The 14,446-nt window shown below is 70.4% G+C and carries 14 protein-coding genes and 1 tRNA gene; 7 read left to right on the forward strand and 8 right to left on the reverse strand.

Annotated elements, in window-relative coordinates; translation table 11 throughout:
- Window positions 1-146 precede the first annotated feature (146 nt).
- Both ASC99_RS14100 and ASC99_RS14105 read left to right on the forward strand, forming a co-directional pair.
- Window positions 147-656 (forward strand): SigE family RNA polymerase sigma factor, encoded by a 510-nt coding sequence (locus ASC99_RS14100; RefSeq protein WP_057231823.1) that lies wholly within the window; start codon window positions 147-149, stop codon window positions 654-656.
- The gene (locus ASC99_RS14105) at window positions 653-1,432 is read left to right on the forward strand and encodes a hypothetical protein (protein ID WP_057231825.1); all 780 of its coding nucleotides are present in this window, start codon (window positions 653-655) and stop codon (window positions 1,430-1,432) included. The genes ASC99_RS14100 and ASC99_RS14105 overlap by 4 nt, the downstream gene beginning before the upstream one ends.
- A gap of 17 nt (window positions 1,433-1,449) precedes the next feature.
- Here ASC99_RS14105 and ASC99_RS14110 read toward each other — a convergent pair whose 3' ends face one another.
- On the reverse strand, window positions 1,450-1,941 hold the full coding sequence (locus ASC99_RS14110; RefSeq protein ID WP_235502494.1) for an Lrp/AsnC family transcriptional regulator: 492 nt from the start codon (window positions 1,939-1,941) through the stop codon (window positions 1,450-1,452).
- 112 nt (window positions 1,942-2,053) lie between these two features.
- On the opposite strand from ASC99_RS14110, the gene ASC99_RS14115 reads away from it, so the two are divergent.
- The gene (locus ASC99_RS14115) at window positions 2,054-3,661 is read left to right on the forward strand and encodes a hypothetical protein (protein WP_057231827.1); all 1,608 of its coding nucleotides are present in this window, start codon (window positions 2,054-2,056) and stop codon (window positions 3,659-3,661) included.
- Window positions 3,662-3,904: 243 nt separating this feature from the next.
- Window positions 3,905-4,789: a hypothetical protein gene (locus ASC99_RS14120; protein ID WP_157531518.1), complete on the forward strand. Its 885-nt coding sequence runs from the start codon at window positions 3,905-3,907 to the stop codon at window positions 4,787-4,789.
- Between the two features lie 100 nt (window positions 4,790-4,889).
- Here ASC99_RS14120 and ASC99_RS14125 read toward each other — a convergent pair.
- Window positions 4,890-4,963 (reverse strand) — tRNA-Thr (locus ASC99_RS14125).
- Between the two features lie 281 nt (window positions 4,964-5,244).
- Between ASC99_RS14125 and ASC99_RS14130 the strand changes: the two genes are divergently transcribed.
- From ASC99_RS14130 to ASC99_RS14140, 3 genes are all read left to right on the forward strand, one after another.
- Window positions 5,245-6,336, forward strand: coding sequence for an ABC transporter ATP-binding protein (locus ASC99_RS14130; RefSeq protein ID WP_057231831.1), 1,092 nt, complete (start codon window positions 5,245-5,247; stop codon window positions 6,334-6,336).
- Window positions 6,337-6,529: 193 nt separating this feature from the next.
- Window positions 6,530-6,967, forward strand: coding sequence for a hypothetical protein (locus ASC99_RS14135; protein ID WP_057231833.1), 438 nt, complete (start codon window positions 6,530-6,532; stop codon window positions 6,965-6,967).
- Window positions 6,968-7,038: 71 nt separating this feature from the next.
- Window positions 7,039-7,785 carry a nucleotidyltransferase family protein gene (locus ASC99_RS14140; protein ID WP_057231835.1) on the forward strand — a complete coding sequence of 249 codons (747 nt, stop codon included), beginning with the start codon at window positions 7,039-7,041 and terminating at the stop codon, window positions 7,783-7,785.
- Between the two features lie 84 nt (window positions 7,786-7,869).
- Here ASC99_RS14140 and ASC99_RS14145 read toward each other — a convergent pair whose 3' ends face one another.
- The 6 genes from ASC99_RS14145 to ASC99_RS14170 all read right to left on the reverse strand — a co-directional run bounded on the left by ASC99_RS14145 (window position 7,870) and on the right by ASC99_RS14170 (window position 14,225).
- The gene (locus ASC99_RS14145; protein ID WP_057231837.1) at window positions 7,870-9,375 is read right to left on the reverse strand and encodes a DoxX family protein; all 1,506 of its coding nucleotides are present in this window, start codon (window positions 9,373-9,375) and stop codon (window positions 7,870-7,872) included.
- A 182-nt stretch (window positions 9,376-9,557) separates the two neighbouring features.
- Complete coding sequence (gene rlmB / locus ASC99_RS14150) at window positions 9,558-10,553, reverse strand: 23S rRNA (guanosine(2251)-2'-O)-methyltransferase RlmB (RefSeq protein WP_057231839.1); 996 nt, start codon at window positions 10,551-10,553, stop codon at window positions 9,558-9,560.
- A 119-nt stretch (window positions 10,554-10,672) separates the two neighbouring features.
- A complete protein-coding gene (cysS, locus tag ASC99_RS14155) occupies window positions 10,673-12,067 on the reverse strand; it encodes a cysteine--tRNA ligase (RefSeq protein ID WP_057231841.1) in 1,395 nt (464 codons plus the stop codon).
- A gap of 202 nt (window positions 12,068-12,269) precedes the next feature.
- The gene (gene ispF, locus ASC99_RS14160; RefSeq protein ID WP_057231843.1) at window positions 12,270-12,761 is read right to left on the reverse strand and encodes a 2-C-methyl-D-erythritol 2,4-cyclodiphosphate synthase; all 492 of its coding nucleotides are present in this window, start codon (window positions 12,759-12,761) and stop codon (window positions 12,270-12,272) included.
- Window positions 12,751-13,458 (reverse strand): 2-C-methyl-D-erythritol 4-phosphate cytidylyltransferase, encoded by a 708-nt coding sequence (gene ispD / locus ASC99_RS14165; RefSeq protein WP_082598311.1) that lies wholly within the window; start codon window positions 13,456-13,458, stop codon window positions 12,751-12,753. Before ispD ends, ispF begins: the two co-directional genes overlap by 11 nt.
- Window positions 13,459-13,742: 284 nt before the next feature.
- Entirely contained in the window at window positions 13,743-14,225 is a 483-nt protein-coding gene (locus ASC99_RS14170) for a CarD family transcriptional regulator (protein ID WP_030244332.1), read from the reverse strand.
- Between the last annotated feature and the right edge of the window lie 221 nt (window positions 14,226-14,446).

Genomic DNA, 14,446 nt, shown 5'->3' on the forward strand with positions numbered 1-14,446 from the left:
GGTGCCGCAGTGCTGAGTGCTCTTCCGGCGGCTCCGCCACTTAACCACCGCTCGACAGATGACCACAAGATGTCGACAGTATTTCGCAAAAACTGGACAGCCACAGTCGTGACAACCTTTCACCACCCCTCCTGCGTCTGTCCGTCGTGAGTCGAGAAACCGAGGACGCCGCCTACGCGGACTTCGTGGAGGCCGCCTGGCACCGGCACCTGCGCACCGCAACCCTGCTGACCGGCGACCGGCACCGCGCCGAAGAGCTGCTCCAGGACTGCCTGGTCAAGCTCTTCGTCCGCTGGCGCCGGGCCGCCACCGACGACCCGCACGCCTACCTGCGGCGAATGCTGGTCAACAACCACGTCAGCTGGTGGCGCCGTCGGCGGCGCGAACTGCTCACCGCCGACCTGCCCGAGAGGGCCGACCGGGCCGTGGACCCGCTCGGCGACCGGCTCGACGAGCTGGACGAGCTCCACCTCGCCCTGCGCGCACTCCCCGAACGCCAACGCGCCGTGGTCGTCCTGCGCCATGTCGAAGACCTGTCGGAGAAAGCCACCGCCGCCGCCCTCGGCTGCTCGGTCGGCACCGTGAAGAGCCAGAACGCCCGGGCGATGGCCCGGCTGCGCACCGCCCTGCTTACGAACCAGGAGGCCACACCGTGACCGAGGACGACGAACGGATCTCGCGCGCGCTGCAAGATCTGACGATCCGCCAAGTACCCACCGGTCCCGTACCGTTGGCTCAGCTGCTGCACCGCGGCCGGCGCGCCCGACGGCTGCGTACCCTCACCGGCACCGCCACCGGAGCGGGCGGCCTCGCCCTGGTCTGCGCGGTGACCCTGGCCCTGGTCCCCGGCCCCACGCCCCAGGCACCCCCACCGCTCTCGGCCGCCCGGAGCGCATCGACCACGCCGTCCGCCGAGACGCCCACCGCCACGCCCCCCGTATCGACCCCCGACCGGCTCCTGGAGCTGCTCAAGTCGAAGCTGCCCACCGGCCTGCAGCTGAGCAACCCGTGGAAGCTGGACCGCACTTCGGGCTTCCCCATCAAACAGCAGGCCGCCGCCTACACCATTTCGAACAGCACCGGCACCGGCACCGTCCGGATCGACGTCAGCCGCGCGACCCCGTCACCGAACGGGAAGGTACGCCCCCAGGACTGCAGCATCCCGGGCTGCACCGTCACCGCCCAGCCCGACGGCAGCGTCCTGACGCTCTATCTGCCCCCCCGAGCCGTCGGCGGCGAACAGGACTGGCGGGCCACCCTGCAACGGCCCGACGGAACCACGGTGCTGGCCGGTGCCGGCAACATCCCGGGCCCGGGCTCCGACCGGCGGGAGCCCTACCCGAATCCGCCGCTGCTGACCGGGGCGCAGCTGTCCGCCCTCGCCCTCGACCCGGCCTGGCACCAGGCGGCAGCAGCCCTGCCCGCCCCCTGACCTGTGCCTTTTCCGCCTCACAGTTCCGGGGTGAGGTGCCGACGGCCGGCGATCTGCTCGAAGATCAGGTTGGTCCGGGTCTGGGCCACCGCCGGATGGGTGGTCAGGTGGTCCACCACGAAGTCGCGCAGGGCGTCGGGGTGCGCGAGCGCGACGTGCAGCAGGTAGTCGTCGGAGCCGGCCATGTGGAACACCGCCACCACACCGGGCATGTCGGGAGCCGTGTCACGGAAGCTCTCGTTCTGCTCCCGGGTGTGCGCCCGGAGCCGGACCGAGATCATCGCCTGCAACGGGAGCCCGATCGCGGCAGGCGCGATCTCGGCCCGGAACGCACGGATCACCCCGCGCTCACGCAGCGCCCGCACCCGGGCCAGACAGGTCGACGGGGCTATCCCCACCGCCTCGGCGAGTGCGTTGTTCGGCGTACGGGCGTTGTCGACCAGGATCCGCAGGATGGCCCGGTCCACGTCGTCGAGGGGCGCCCGGTGGGCGTGAGAATAGTTCGGCACAGCGCACAGGTTCGCCCATCCTTCCGACGATCCACAAGGTTCTGGCGCCTGATTCCGAATCTTCTGCGGACGGCTTCCCTCTTCACCGTCACAGGTTCCATCCTGAGCTGCCATGAGCCGAACCGACCTTCTCGACGGACCCGTCCCCCTCCTTCCGCAGGCCGACGAGCCGGACTCCGCCGACTTCGAAATCCCGGCCGCCGGCCTGGGCAACGAGCAGCGCCTGCGCGCCCTCGACCGGCTGGACGGCTACCTGACCAGGAAGCGCCGCAACCTGCTCGGCTACCAGGCCACCCAGGAGATGGGCGGCTGCGCCTTCGACCTCGGCCGGTTCATGCAGCACAACATCAACAACCTCGGTGACCCGTTCCAGAGCGGCGGCTACAAGCCGAACACCAAGGTCGTCGAGCGCGCGGTGCTCGACTACTACGCCGACCTGTGGCACGCGAACGGGCCGCACGACCCGGCCGACCCGGAGTCGTACTGGGGCTACGTGCTCTCCATGGGCTCGACCGAGGGCAACATGTACGCGCTCTGGAACGCCCGCGACTACCTGACCGGCAAGCAACTCATCCAGCCCTCCAGCGGCTCCCTCGCACCCACCCCCGTCAGCCCCAACTCCCGCCGGCCCGTGGCGTTCTACTCCGAGGACACCCACTACTCCTTCGCCAAGGCGGTCCGGGTCCTGGGCGTCGACACCTTCCACGCCGTGGGCACCGAGCAGTACCCCGACGAAAGCCCCCTCCAGCACGGGTGGCCCACGGAGGTGCCCTCCCGCCCCGGCCCCTCGGGCCACTCCTGGGACGGCACCGGCGAGATCGACATCGACGCCCTGGCCGCGCTGGTCGAGTTCTTCGCCGCCAAGGGCCACCCGATCTTCGTGAGCCTCAACCTCGGCAGCACCTTCAAGGGCGCCCACGACGACGTCCGAGCGGCCTGCGAACGTCTGCTCCCGATCTTCGAACGCCACGGCCTGATCCAGGCTCAGGTCACCCACGGCCGGGACCCGCACACCGGCGAACCCCTGACCGACCTGCGCCGCCGCTTCTGGATCCACGTGGACGGCGCGCTCGGCGCCGGCTACGCGCCGTTCGTACGGATGGCCGCCGCGGACCCGGCCTTCGGCTGGGCCCCCGACACCGATCTCCCCGAGTTCGACTTCGGACTCACCCTCCCCACCCGGGAGTTCGGCGACCTCGACATGGTCTCCTCGATCGCCATGAGCGGCCACAAGTGGCCCGGCGCACCCTGGCCCTGCGGCATCTACATGACCAAGGTCAAGTACCAGATATCCCCGCCGTCCCAGCCCGACTACACCGGCGCCCCCGACACCACCTTCGCCGGCTCACGCAACGGCTTCTCCCCCCTGATCCTCTGGGACCACCTCTCCCGCCACTCCTACCAGGACCAGGTCGACCGGATCCGCCGCGCCCAGGAACTGGCCACCTACCTCGAACACCAACTCCGCCTCCTGGAGCTGTCCCACTCCGTCACCCTCTGGCCCACCCGCACCCCGGGAGCCATCACCGTCCGCTTCCGCAGACCCAGCCCCGCCCTGGTCGAGAAGTGGTCCCTCTCCTCCCAGGACGTCCTCCCCACTCCCGGCGACGAATCCACCCGCCGCAGCTACGCCCACGTCTTCCTGATGTCCTCGGTCGACCGCACCAAACTGGACGCCCTCATCGCCGACCTCGCCCACGACCCGGTCATCCTCGGGTGAGCCTCCGGTGTCGGCCTGCCACCGCCGACACCGGACCGCACTTGCACGGCCGATCACCCGGGTCGAGGCTTGAACTGCAAACACTCAATTACTGCGCAGCCCCATGGAGGATCCATGGCGGTGAGGGCTACGACCGAGACAAGGCACTCGGATGTTACCGGCATCGGTAAGTCGTCATGGCGGCAGAGATGTGCATCGTACATTGCCGACCTACAATCTCAGGTCGACAGATTACGACCCTCTGTGACGCCCGAAAACCGAAGCATCGCTGAAATGGCGGACAGGCATCTGGAAGCTGCCCGGCAGGCCGTCACGACACCAGGGGGACTGCGCTCGATCTGGTCAGGATCGGCAGTGGACCGGGCCTGGCCGAATCTGCACAAGACCGAAGAGGCAATTCTCAGAATATCCCCCACGGGCGACCTCAGATGGTGCGGAGCGACCGTCCTCGCCAAAGCCGAGCAGCATCTGGGGATCAAGGACCCCCAGCGGAAACTACTGGAAAGCCACCTGGGCGACAACAGCCACCAACTCGACGAGAACTTCCGAGACTTGGCGGTTCGCACGCTGCACGCCGCCAATGACGCGGCGGACTCCGAGCGGGCCCAGGTCAGGACGTTTCGCAATTTCCTGCTGAGCTCGATCCTCGCCCTGACGGTACTCGCTTCCCTGTCGGTGATCTGGGGATTCGCCGCCCCGGGGGCACTGGCGGAGAAGACGTGCTTCTATCCCGCCGGCGTACGACAGTGCCCGGTCGGAGCCGGTGAACCATCTGGTGTCGATCTGATGCTCGTGGAGTTCATCGGAATGTGTGCAGCGGCCGTTGCCGGCGCGATTTCCCTGCGACACATACAGGGCACCGCAACGCCCTACATGGTGCCGATGGTGCTCATGCTGCTGCGGATACCACTCGGAGCCCTTTCCGCCCTGCTCGGAATAATTCTCATTCGGGGCGAGTTCATTCCGGGCCTCACGTACCTGGACAACAGCGGCCAGATCGCAGCCTGGGCGATATTCTTCGGCATCGCCCAGGAGTCCATCACCCGCATGATCGATCAGCAGGGAAACCGGGTCCTCGACAATGCGAGAGGCTCCATGCGGGAGTTCGGGACGGTGCCGCGCGAATGACAGAGACCTCTCGAAGCCACTCGACGGCGAAGGGCCGACTCCCCGGGGAACCCCCAGCGAGCCGGCCCTCAGTTGCGTCCCGTGGACGCTGCAAGCGCTGAGCCCCCTGTCGGATTCGAACCGACGACCTTCGCTTTACAAGAGCGGTGCTCTGGCCAACTGAGCTAAGGGGGCACGGCGACCGTCCGCGGCGAGGCCACGGCGGCACCAGTGGGCAGTGTACCGGGCGGGCATGCCGTGGTGGGGAGGGATATCGGGAGCCGGGCGGCCCGGTCGTGATCGGACTGATGCCTGAATCGGTCGCCCAGGGGGCTGACAATCCGACGATCCGCCAGGTAGCGTCGCGGGAAGCCGTCTCGGCAGTGGTTCAGACCACTGACAGGGGCGGCGGACGACAATCCCACCTTTACTCGGATCGTCCGGCACGTTCCTGCCGGTGAAGGAGTGTAAAAGCCATGGCTTCTGTCACGTTCGACAAGGCGACCCGGCTGTACCCCGGCGGCACCAAGCCCGCCGTGGACGCCCTGGAGCTGCACGTCGAGGACGGCGAGTTCCTCGTCCTGGTCGGCCCCTCCGGCTGTGGCAAGTCCACCAGCCTCCGGATGCTCGCGGGCCTCGAGGACGTCAACGGCGGTGCGATCCGCATCGGCGACCGCGACGTCACCCACCTGCCGCCGAAGGACCGGGACATCGCGATGGTGTTCCAGAACTACGCGCTCTACCCGCACATGACCGTCGCGGACAACATGGGCTTCGCGCTCAAGATCGCCGGCGTGAACAAGGCCGAGATCCGCGCCAAGGTCGAAGAGGCCGCCAAGATCCTCGACCTGACCGACTACCTGGACCGCAAGCCGAAGGCGCTCTCCGGCGGTCAGCGCCAGCGCGTCGCCATGGGCCGTGCGATCGTCCGTGAGCCGCAGGTCTTCCTGATGGACGAGCCGCTCTCCAACCTGGACGCCAAGCTCCGCGTCTCGACCCGTACCCAGATCGCGTCGCTCCAGCGCCGCCTGGGCATCACCACCGTCTACGTGACGCACGACCAGGTCGAGGCCATGACCATGGGCGACCGCGTCGCGGTGCTCAAGGACGGTCTGCTGCAGCAGGTCGACACCCCGCGCAACATGTACGACCGCCCGGGCAACCTCTTCGTGGCCGGCTTCATCGGCTCGCCCGCGATGAACCTGGTCGACGTCCCGCTGGTGGACGGCGGCGTGAAGTTCGGCGGCTCGGTCATCAACATCTCCCGTGAGGAGCTGGCCGGCGCCGGCACCGACACGAGCGTGACCGTCGGCATCCGTCCGGAGCACTTCGAGATCGTCCCGGCGGGCGGCATCGAGGGCGTCGCGGTGACGGTGAACGTGGTCGAGGAGCTCGGCGCGGACGGCTTCGTCTACGGCACCACCAAGATCGGTGGCGACGACAAGGACATCGTCGTGCGCGTGCACGGCCGCCAGATCCCGCAGAAGGGCGAGACCATCCACGTGGTCCCGAACGGCAGCGAGACCCACGTCTTCAACACCACCACCGGTGCCCGCCTGAGCGCCTGACGGCCCGTCGGCGCCCACCGAGGCGTCTGACGACTTGTCGACATCACGAACCCCCGACCGGAGCTGATCCGGTCGGGGGTTCGGTCGTCCGTGCGCCGTGCGTCAACCGGATGGCAGGACGAAACAGGACACGCTTCACTCATTGGGGTAACGGAGGGCGACCTCGACCCCACACACCGCTACGCTCCTGACCGTGAAGCAGCTCGTGCGCCGCATCGGCCAGACCGTTGCCCTGACCCTGCCCGTGATCCTGGTGACCACCGGCACGCTCGCCGTCACCCGCGTCCCCTGGGCGCCACCGACCGGCCTCGACCAGCAGGTGGTGGCCGCCTCCAGTGGTGACGGCACCATCGGCCGCAGCGCGGCCGCCACCAACACGCAGGGCATGGCCCCGCAGGACGCCCTCCGGGTCGACCTGATGGACGAGCTGCGCACCCACAACCCGGGTACCGCACTCGACCTGCTGGAGCGCACCATGCGGGAGAAGCCCACGCTCACCCCGTACTGCAGCACGCTGGCCGCCGACCTCGGCAAGGCCGCCGTGCGCAAGTACCAGGGCGACGCGCAGCGGGCCCGCTCGTTCGCCCGCCCGGTCTGCGACGGCTCGTTCGCGGCGGGCGTGGTCGGCTAGGGAGCAGCCACCCGCGGGGCGTGGAACCCACGCGCCCCGTACGGTCACCCCGGCAGCCCTAGAGTGCTGTCATGACCGCTGACTCGACCGCATCGCACCCGCACTCCCCCGCCGTGACCCAGGCCGTCATCCTGGCGGGCGGGCAGGGCTCGCGGCTGCGCCCGTACACCGACGACCGGCCCAAGCCGCTGGTCGAGATCCCGGGTACCGGGATGCCCATCCTGGGCCACCAGCTCGGCTGGCTCGCCGCCGAGGGGGTGACCGACGTGGTGATCTCCTGCGGGCACCTCGCCGAGGTGCTCCAGGAGTGGCTCGACCAGGCCGACCTGCCGCTCGCCGTCAGCACCGTGGTGGAGACCGTCCCGCTCGGCCGGGGCGGCGGCCTGAAGTACGCGGCCAAGGCGCTCCCCCGCCCCACCGAGCCCTGGTACGCCACCAACGGCGACATCTGGACCAGGTTCAGCCTGCGCGACATGGCCGCCTTCCACCACGAGCGGGACGCCCTCGCGACGCTCGCGCTGGCCCGGCCGCGGATCCCCTGGGGCGCGGTGGAGACCGACCAGTTCGGCAACGTGCTGGACTTCATCGAGTCGCCGCCCTCGCCCTTCCTGATCAACGCCGGGCTGTACGTCTTCGGTCCCGGCTTCCAGGAGCTGCTGCCGGACGTCGGCGACCACGAGCGCACCACCTTCCCCCAACTCGCCCGCAGCAAGCGGCTGGCGGGCTACCAGCTGCCGCAGGGGTGCTACTGGCGGGCGATCGACACCGCGAAGGACCTCACCGAGGCGGCCAAGGAGCTGGCGGCGACCGCTTCCTGACGGCAGCTCAGAGCTCGGACAGGCAGAAGCGCGGTGGACCGGGGAGGTCCACCGCGCTTCAACCGCTTCCGGAGAGGCCGCCGCTCAGGCGTCCACCCCGCTGGGACCGGTCCCCGATCCCATCCCCACCAGCAGCGGGGCGCCGAGCACCCCGCCCAGCAGCCCACCCGAGCTGCTGCTGGAGGCCGGCTTGGGTGCGGTGCCGCCCGTGCCGGTACCGGTGGTGGTGGAGCCGGCCGAACTGCCCTTGGCCGGGGTGGCGGCCGGGGCGACCGAACCGGACTCCGACTTGGTCGAACGGGGCTTGCCGCTCCCGCTCTTGCTGGGCGCGGGCGTCGGGGTCGGGGCGGGCGTCTTCGGTGCCGGGGTGACCGGGGCCGGGGTCGGCGAGGGGCCGTTGCCGGGCCACATCGGCGAACCGAAGTCGGTCGGGGGCTTGACCGGCGCCGGGTCGGGCCGGCCGCCGGTACGGACCGCCGCGCCGAGCATGGAGCCGAGCAGCAGGGTCAGCCCGACCACCACGGCGGTCACCACGCCACTGCGGCGCAGGATCCGCCGCCGCAGCGCGGCCGGGGCCGAGGAGCCGTACCGGCGCCAGGCCTCCAGCGCGATCCGGCCGTCCAGCGAACCGAACGGCGCCCCGGCGATCAGCAGGGGGCTCCAGGCCGCCAGGAAGATCAGGTCGGGGGTGTCGTAGACCGGCACCGCCCGCCAGCTGACCGTGAACAGCAGCGCGGCCGACAGGGCCATCGCCGTCCCGGCCGCGGCCCGCTGCCAGAGGCCGAGGATCGACAGCACGCCGACCACGATCTGGATGAACGCGACCGCGAGCCCGGAGCCCACCGGGTGGGCCATCGCGAAGTCCAGCAGCGGCTGCGCCACCCCCCACGGGTGCAGCGAAGCCAGCCAGCGCATCATCGAGCCGCGGTCGCCGCCGTCGAAGTACACCGGGTCGCAGAGCTTGCTGAACCCGGCGTAGACCGAGAGCGAGCCGAGCACGATCCGCAGCGGCAGCAGCACCAGACCGAGGTCGACCTTGCGGCCGGGGTACCAGGCGTGTCTGGAGTCGGGGCCGGTCGCCGAGACCTCCGGCAGCTCGCCCGCGGGGGCCCAGCTCTCCACCGGCTCGGGCAGCGGCGGACGGGCCGGGCTCTGCCGGTACGCCCGGAGCTGCTCGGTGTCGTCGCCGCCGACCGGCCCGGCCGGGGCCGGCACGGTGTTGAGGCGGACCGCCTCCAGCAGCTGGGTGGCCGCCATGTCGCCGGGGGCCGCCTGGCCGCTCCAGGTGACGGCGGTGACCCGCCCCTTGCGCCGGATCGGGGTGGCACCAGCCACCACCGCGCCGCCCGCACCGGCCAGCGCCGGGACCTGGAGGCCGCCGACCACGACCTGGGGGGTGACCATCGGGCGAGGGGTGAAGCCCGCCATTGCGTACGGATCGCCGAAGGCCGCGCCCGCCGGGGTGTCGATCAGCGGGGCCACCGGGGCGGCCAGCCGGACCCGGAAGCTGGCCTGGGTACTGCTGAGCCGAGCCGGGTCGGACGGCACCTTGACCGTGTTGAGGCCGGGGCCGGCATCTATTCCCGCCATGCCGCCCGGGGCGGGGCGCCGAGGTGTTCTGGTGTCCACACCCGTCTAACCGGGTGACGGCCGGTTAGGACACTCTCCCGGGTGGATTCCTGACCCGGATTGAAGTGATCATGAGTAAACCGACCGGGCCTGACCAGGCCCGATCGGTTCACTACGACAAATGAGCGTCAAGCTCCGGTGGTTCAGACGCCCTTGGCCCGCAGCCGGGCGGCCTCGTAGAGCACGATGCCCGCCGCGACACCGGCGTTCAGCGACTCGGTCGCCCCCGGCATCGGGATCCGCACCCGGATGTCACAGGTCTCCGAGACCAGCCGGGAGAGGCCCTTGCCCTCGCTGCCGGCCACGATCACGACCGGTCCGGTGAGCGCCGCCAGATCGCCGATCTCCGCCTCGCCGTCGGCCGCCAGGCCGACCACGATCAGGCCGGCCTTCTGGTACGCCTCCAGCGCGCGGGTCATGTTGGTGGCGCGCGCCACGGGCAGTCGCGCCGCGGCGCCCGAGGAGGTCTTCCACGCCCCGGCGGTCATACCGGCGGCCCGGCGCTCCGGGATCACCACGCCGTGCGCCCCGAAGGCGGCGGCGGAGCGGACCACGGCACCGAGGTTGCGGGAGTCGGTGACCCCGTCCAGCGCGATCACCAGCGCGTCCTCGCCCTTGTCGGCGGCGTCGGCCAGCAGGTCCTCCGGGTGCGCGTACTCGTACGGCGGGACCTGGAGCACCATGCCCTGGTGGTTCATCCCACCGGTCATGTTGTCGAGCTGGACGCGCGGCGCCTCCATCAGCGGCACACCGCGCTCGGTGGCGGCCTGCAGCGCCTCGCGCACCCGGTCGTCGGTGTCGATGAACTGGAGCACGTACAGCGCCGTGGCGGGCACGCCGCCGCGCAGCGCCTCGACCACCGAGTTACGGCCGAAGACCAGCTCGGCCGCGCCCGATCCGCCACGGCCGCCACGGCCACCGGCCCCGGCCCGGCGCATGCCGGCCCGCGACTTGGCGTCCATCTCCCGCTTCACGGCGGCGTTGGCCTGCCGCTGCTTGATGTGACCCTTGCGAGCCGAGGCGGGCGGGGTCGGACCCTTGCCTTGGAGCGCCTTCCGGCTGTGCCCGCCGGTGCCGACACTCGCGCCCTTCTTCGAGTCGGGGTTGCGTCGGTTCCTGCGCTGGCTGTTGCCGGCCATGGCTGTACTTCCCTTGTCTGTCTCGCACGCCCCGGCGGCGACCGCCGACGGCATGCTCTGCGTCATGCGGATGGGCCGTACCGGTCCGGTACGGCCCACCCTCACCCCGGAAAGCGGGGTTACTGGTTGTTGAGCGTCCAGCGTGAGCCGGTCGGGCCGTCCTCGATGGACAGGCCCGCCAGCACCAGCCGGTCGCGGATCGCGTCCGCGGTCGCGAAGTCCTTGCGGCCCCGGGCGGCCTGCCGCTGCTCCAGCACCAGCTGGACCAGCGAATCCACCACCCCGTGCAGGTCGTCGCCACGTTCGGCGCCGGCCCAGTGGTCGTCGAGCGGGTCGAGACCCAGTACACCGAGCATCGCACGGACCTCGGCCAGACGCGCCACCGCGTTCTCCTTGTCGTCCGCGGTCAGGGCGCTGTTGCCCTGGCGGACGGCGGTGTGCACGACGGCCAGCGCCTGCGGCACCCCGAGGTCGTCGTCCATCGCCTCGGCGAAGGCCAGCGGCACCTCGGGGGCCGCGTCCACCGGACCGCAGAGCTCGGTCACCCGCTGGATGAAGCCCTCGATCCGGGCGAACGCGGTCTCCGCCTCGCGCACCGACTCCTCGCTGTACTCGATCATCGAGCGGTAGTGCGGCCCGGCCAGGTAGTACCGGAGCACGATCGGGCGCCAGCGCTGGACCATCTCGGAGATCAGCACCGAGTTGCCGAGCGACTTCGACATCTTCTCGCCGCTCATGGTGACCCAGGCGTTGTGCACCCAGAAGTTCGCGAAGTCGTCGCCGAAGGCCTTCGACTGCGCGATCTCGTTCTCGTGGTGCGGGAAGATCAGGTCGAGCCCGCCACCGTGGATGTCGAAGGACTTCCCGAGGTACTTGTGCGCCATCGCCGAGCACTCCAGGTGCCAGCCCGGACGGCCGCGGCCCCACGGGGTCTCCCAGCTGGGCTCACCCTCCTTGGAGCGCTTCCACATCGCGAAGTCACGCGCGTCCCGCTTACCGGTCTCGCCGGTGCTCTCCGGCTGCCGGAGGTTGTCCAGCTCCTGGTTGGAGAGCGCCAGGTACTCGGGGTACGTGGTGACCGCGAAGTAGACGTTGCCCTCGGACTCGTAGGCGTGGCCCTTCGTGATGAGCGTCTGCATCATCTCGATCATCTCGGGCACATGGCCGGTGGCCCGCGGCTCCGCCGAGGGCGGCAGGCAGCCCAGCGCCGCGTAACCCTCGTTGAAGGCACGCTCGTTGGTGTACGCGATCTGCCACCACGGGGTGCCGAGCTCGCGCTCCTTGGCGATCACCTTGTCGTCGATGTCCGTGACGTTCCGGACGAAGGTGACCTGGTAGCCGCGGTAGCCGAACCACCGGCGCATCACGTCGAAGTTGAGGTTGGACCGGATATGTCCGATGTGCGGGGGCGCCTGGACGGTCGCGCCACACAGGTACATGGAGACACAGCCCGGTACAAGCGGGACGAAGTCGCGTACCTGGCGGGTGCTGGTGTCGTACAGGCGAAGGCTCACAGCGTCAAGCGTAGTGGGCTACAGGGGGTGCCCCGCCACCTTTCGCCCACGGGGACGTCAACTGCGCCGGGTTCAGGCGCTGCCGACCGCCTTGCGGGGCGACAGCCGGACCACCACGGGGTCACCTCCCGGTGCAGCTCCAGGCACCGGTACGGGTGGTCCGGCACGTTGACGAGAGCAGGCCGATCCGGAAGAGCGGCCCTCAGACCCGGTACACCAACGCCGTGGCGATCGCGGCCAGACCCTCGGCCCGGCCGGTCAGGCCGAGACCGTCGGTGGTGGTGCCGGAGACCGAGACCGGCGCGCCCACCGCCGCCGAGAGCGCGGCCTGCGCCTCGGCCCGGCGCTTGCCGACCTTCGGCCGGACGCCGATCACCTGGACCGCGACGTTGCCGATCTCGAAGCCCGCCGCCCGGACGATCCGGGCCGCCTCGGTGAGCAGCGCGACACCGGAGGCGCCGGACCACTCGGGGCGGTCGGTGCCGAAGTGCGCACCCAGGTCGCCCACCCCGGCCGCCGAGAACAGCGCGTCGCAGGCGGCGTGCGCCGCCACGTCCGCGTCCGAGTGCCCGGCCAGCCCGAACTCGGCCTCCGGCCACTCGAGCCCGGCCACCCAGAGCGGGCGGCCGGCCTCGAAGGCGTGCACGTCGGTGCCGATCCCGACCAGCGGGATCAGAGGAGTGTCAGAAGCCATCGGAAGCCCTCCTCCGGGCGAGGACGGCCTCGGCCAGCACCAGGTCCAGCGGACGCGTCACCTTGAACGCCTCCTCGTGGCCCGGCACCACCACCACCTTGCCGCCGAACTGCTCCACCAGCCCGGCGTCGTCGGTGACCGCCACCGGCTCGGTGAGTGCCCGCTCGTGCGCCGCCGCCAGGACGTCCCGGCGGAAGCCCTGCGGCGTCTGCACCGCGCGGAGCGTCGAACGGTCGGGCGTGTCCAGCACCGGCTCGGGACGGCCGCCGCTCTGCGGCTCGACCAGCTTCACGGTGTCGGCCAGCGGCACCGCGGGCACCACCGCCTCGGCTCCGGCCCGGACGGCCGCGGCGACCGCGTCCACCACCTCGACCGGGACCAGCGGCCGGGCCGCGTCGTGCACCAGCACGATGCCGACCTCGGCCGGGATCGCGGCCAGGCCGAGCCGGACCGACTCCTGCCGGGTGTCACCGCCGGCCACCACCCGGATGTCCTTGCCGTCCAGCCCGTGACTGTCCAGCAGGGCGATCACCTCGGCCACCCCCTCCGGCGGGGCCGCCACCACCACCAGGCCGACCGCCCGACTGCGCGCCAGTGCCCGGACCGCGTGCACCAGCAGGGGAACCCCGCCGAGCTCACGCAGCGCCTTCGGGGCACCGGGGCCGAGCCGCTCGCCCCGCCCTGCGGCGGGGACCACGGCTGCTGCGACTGCTGCTGTGCCGTTCAGGGTTTCGCTCCTTCGGCGCTGTGCCGGTTCTTCCAAGTTTCGCGGTCAGGTTTCGCGCCTTCGGCGCGATGGGTATGGCCCAGGCGAACGCCCGACGGTGCCCCGGCCCCTTCCGCAAGCACCGGGTCTCCGTCAGACCGTTCGACCAGTGCCCGGGTACGCCGAAGCGCCCGAGGTGCCGGGTGACCACCTGGATCACGTACGTGACCATGGTGACGCACCGACATCGGGCGCTTCGACCTGCGGGGGCTGAACTACGAAGCCAAGACCTCGTCGAGCAGCGTCTCCGCCTTGTCCTCATTGGTGTTCTCCGCGAGTGCGAGCTCGCTGACCAGGATCTGGCGCGCCTTGGCGAGCATCCGCTTCTCTCCGGCCGAGAGACCGCGCTCACGCTCGCGACGCCACAGGTCGCGGACGACCTCGGCCACCTTGATCACATCGCCGGAGGCGAGCTTCTCGAGGTTCGCCTTGTACCGGCGCGACCAGTTGGTCGGCTCCTCCGTGTAAGGCGCACGCAGGACCTCGAACACTCGGTCGAGGCCTTCCTGGCCAACTACGTCGCGCACACCGACGAACTCCGCATTCTCCGCGGGCACGCGCAGCGTCAAGTCTCCCTGCTGCACCTTCAGCACCAGGTAGGTCTTGTCCACACCTTTGATCTGGCGAATCTCAATGGCCTCGATCAGCGCAGCCCCGTGATGGGGGTAGACCACCGTGTCGCCAACCTTGAACGTCATGTGACAGGGCCCCTTCCGTGGCTTACCAGAATAACACGGTTCCCAGCCCACCCGAAGGGCGTTTTCGCAGGTCAGAGCCGGTCTCGGGGCTTGACAAGGGCCCCTTCGGCGTGCTGCGACCGGTGTTCGACGGGGCCTTACCGCAGGTCGGAGGCGGTATACACACCTGACGAAACCTCTGGCAACACTCCCGAAACCATGATTGGATCATGGGTTTTTGC

It is taken from the genome of Kitasatospora sp. Root107, assembly GCF_001424875.1.
In the GTDB taxonomy this organism is placed as follows: domain Bacteria; phylum Actinomycetota; class Actinomycetes; order Streptomycetales; family Streptomycetaceae; genus Kitasatospora.

Excerpts from the sequence above, each read along its gene's own strand:
- ASC99_RS14115 (WP_057231827.1), top strand. The coding sequence starts at position 2,054 with ATGAGCCGAACCGACCTTCTCGACGGACCCGTCCCCCTCCTTCCGCAG.
- ASC99_RS14130 (WP_057231831.1), top strand. The coding sequence starts at position 5,245 with ATGGCTTCTGTCACGTTCGACAAGGCGACCCGGCTGTACCCCGGCGGC.
- ASC99_RS14140 (WP_057231835.1), top strand. The coding sequence starts at position 7,039 with ATGACCGCTGACTCGACCGCATCGCACCCGCACTCCCCCGCCGTGACC.
- ASC99_RS14145 (WP_057231837.1), bottom strand. The coding sequence starts at position 9,375 with ATGGCGGGAATAGATGCCGGCCCCGGCCTCAACACGGTCAAGGTGCCG.
- rlmB (WP_057231839.1), bottom strand. The coding sequence starts at position 10,553 with ATGGCCGGCAACAGCCAGCGCAGGAACCGACGCAACCCCGACTCGAAG.
- ispF (WP_057231843.1), bottom strand. The coding sequence starts at position 12,761 with ATGGCTTCTGACACTCCTCTGATCCCGCTGGTCGGGATCGGCACCGAC.
- ASC99_RS14170 (WP_030244332.1), bottom strand. The coding sequence starts at position 14,225 with ATGACGTTCAAGGTTGGCGACACGGTGGTCTACCCCCATCACGGGGCT.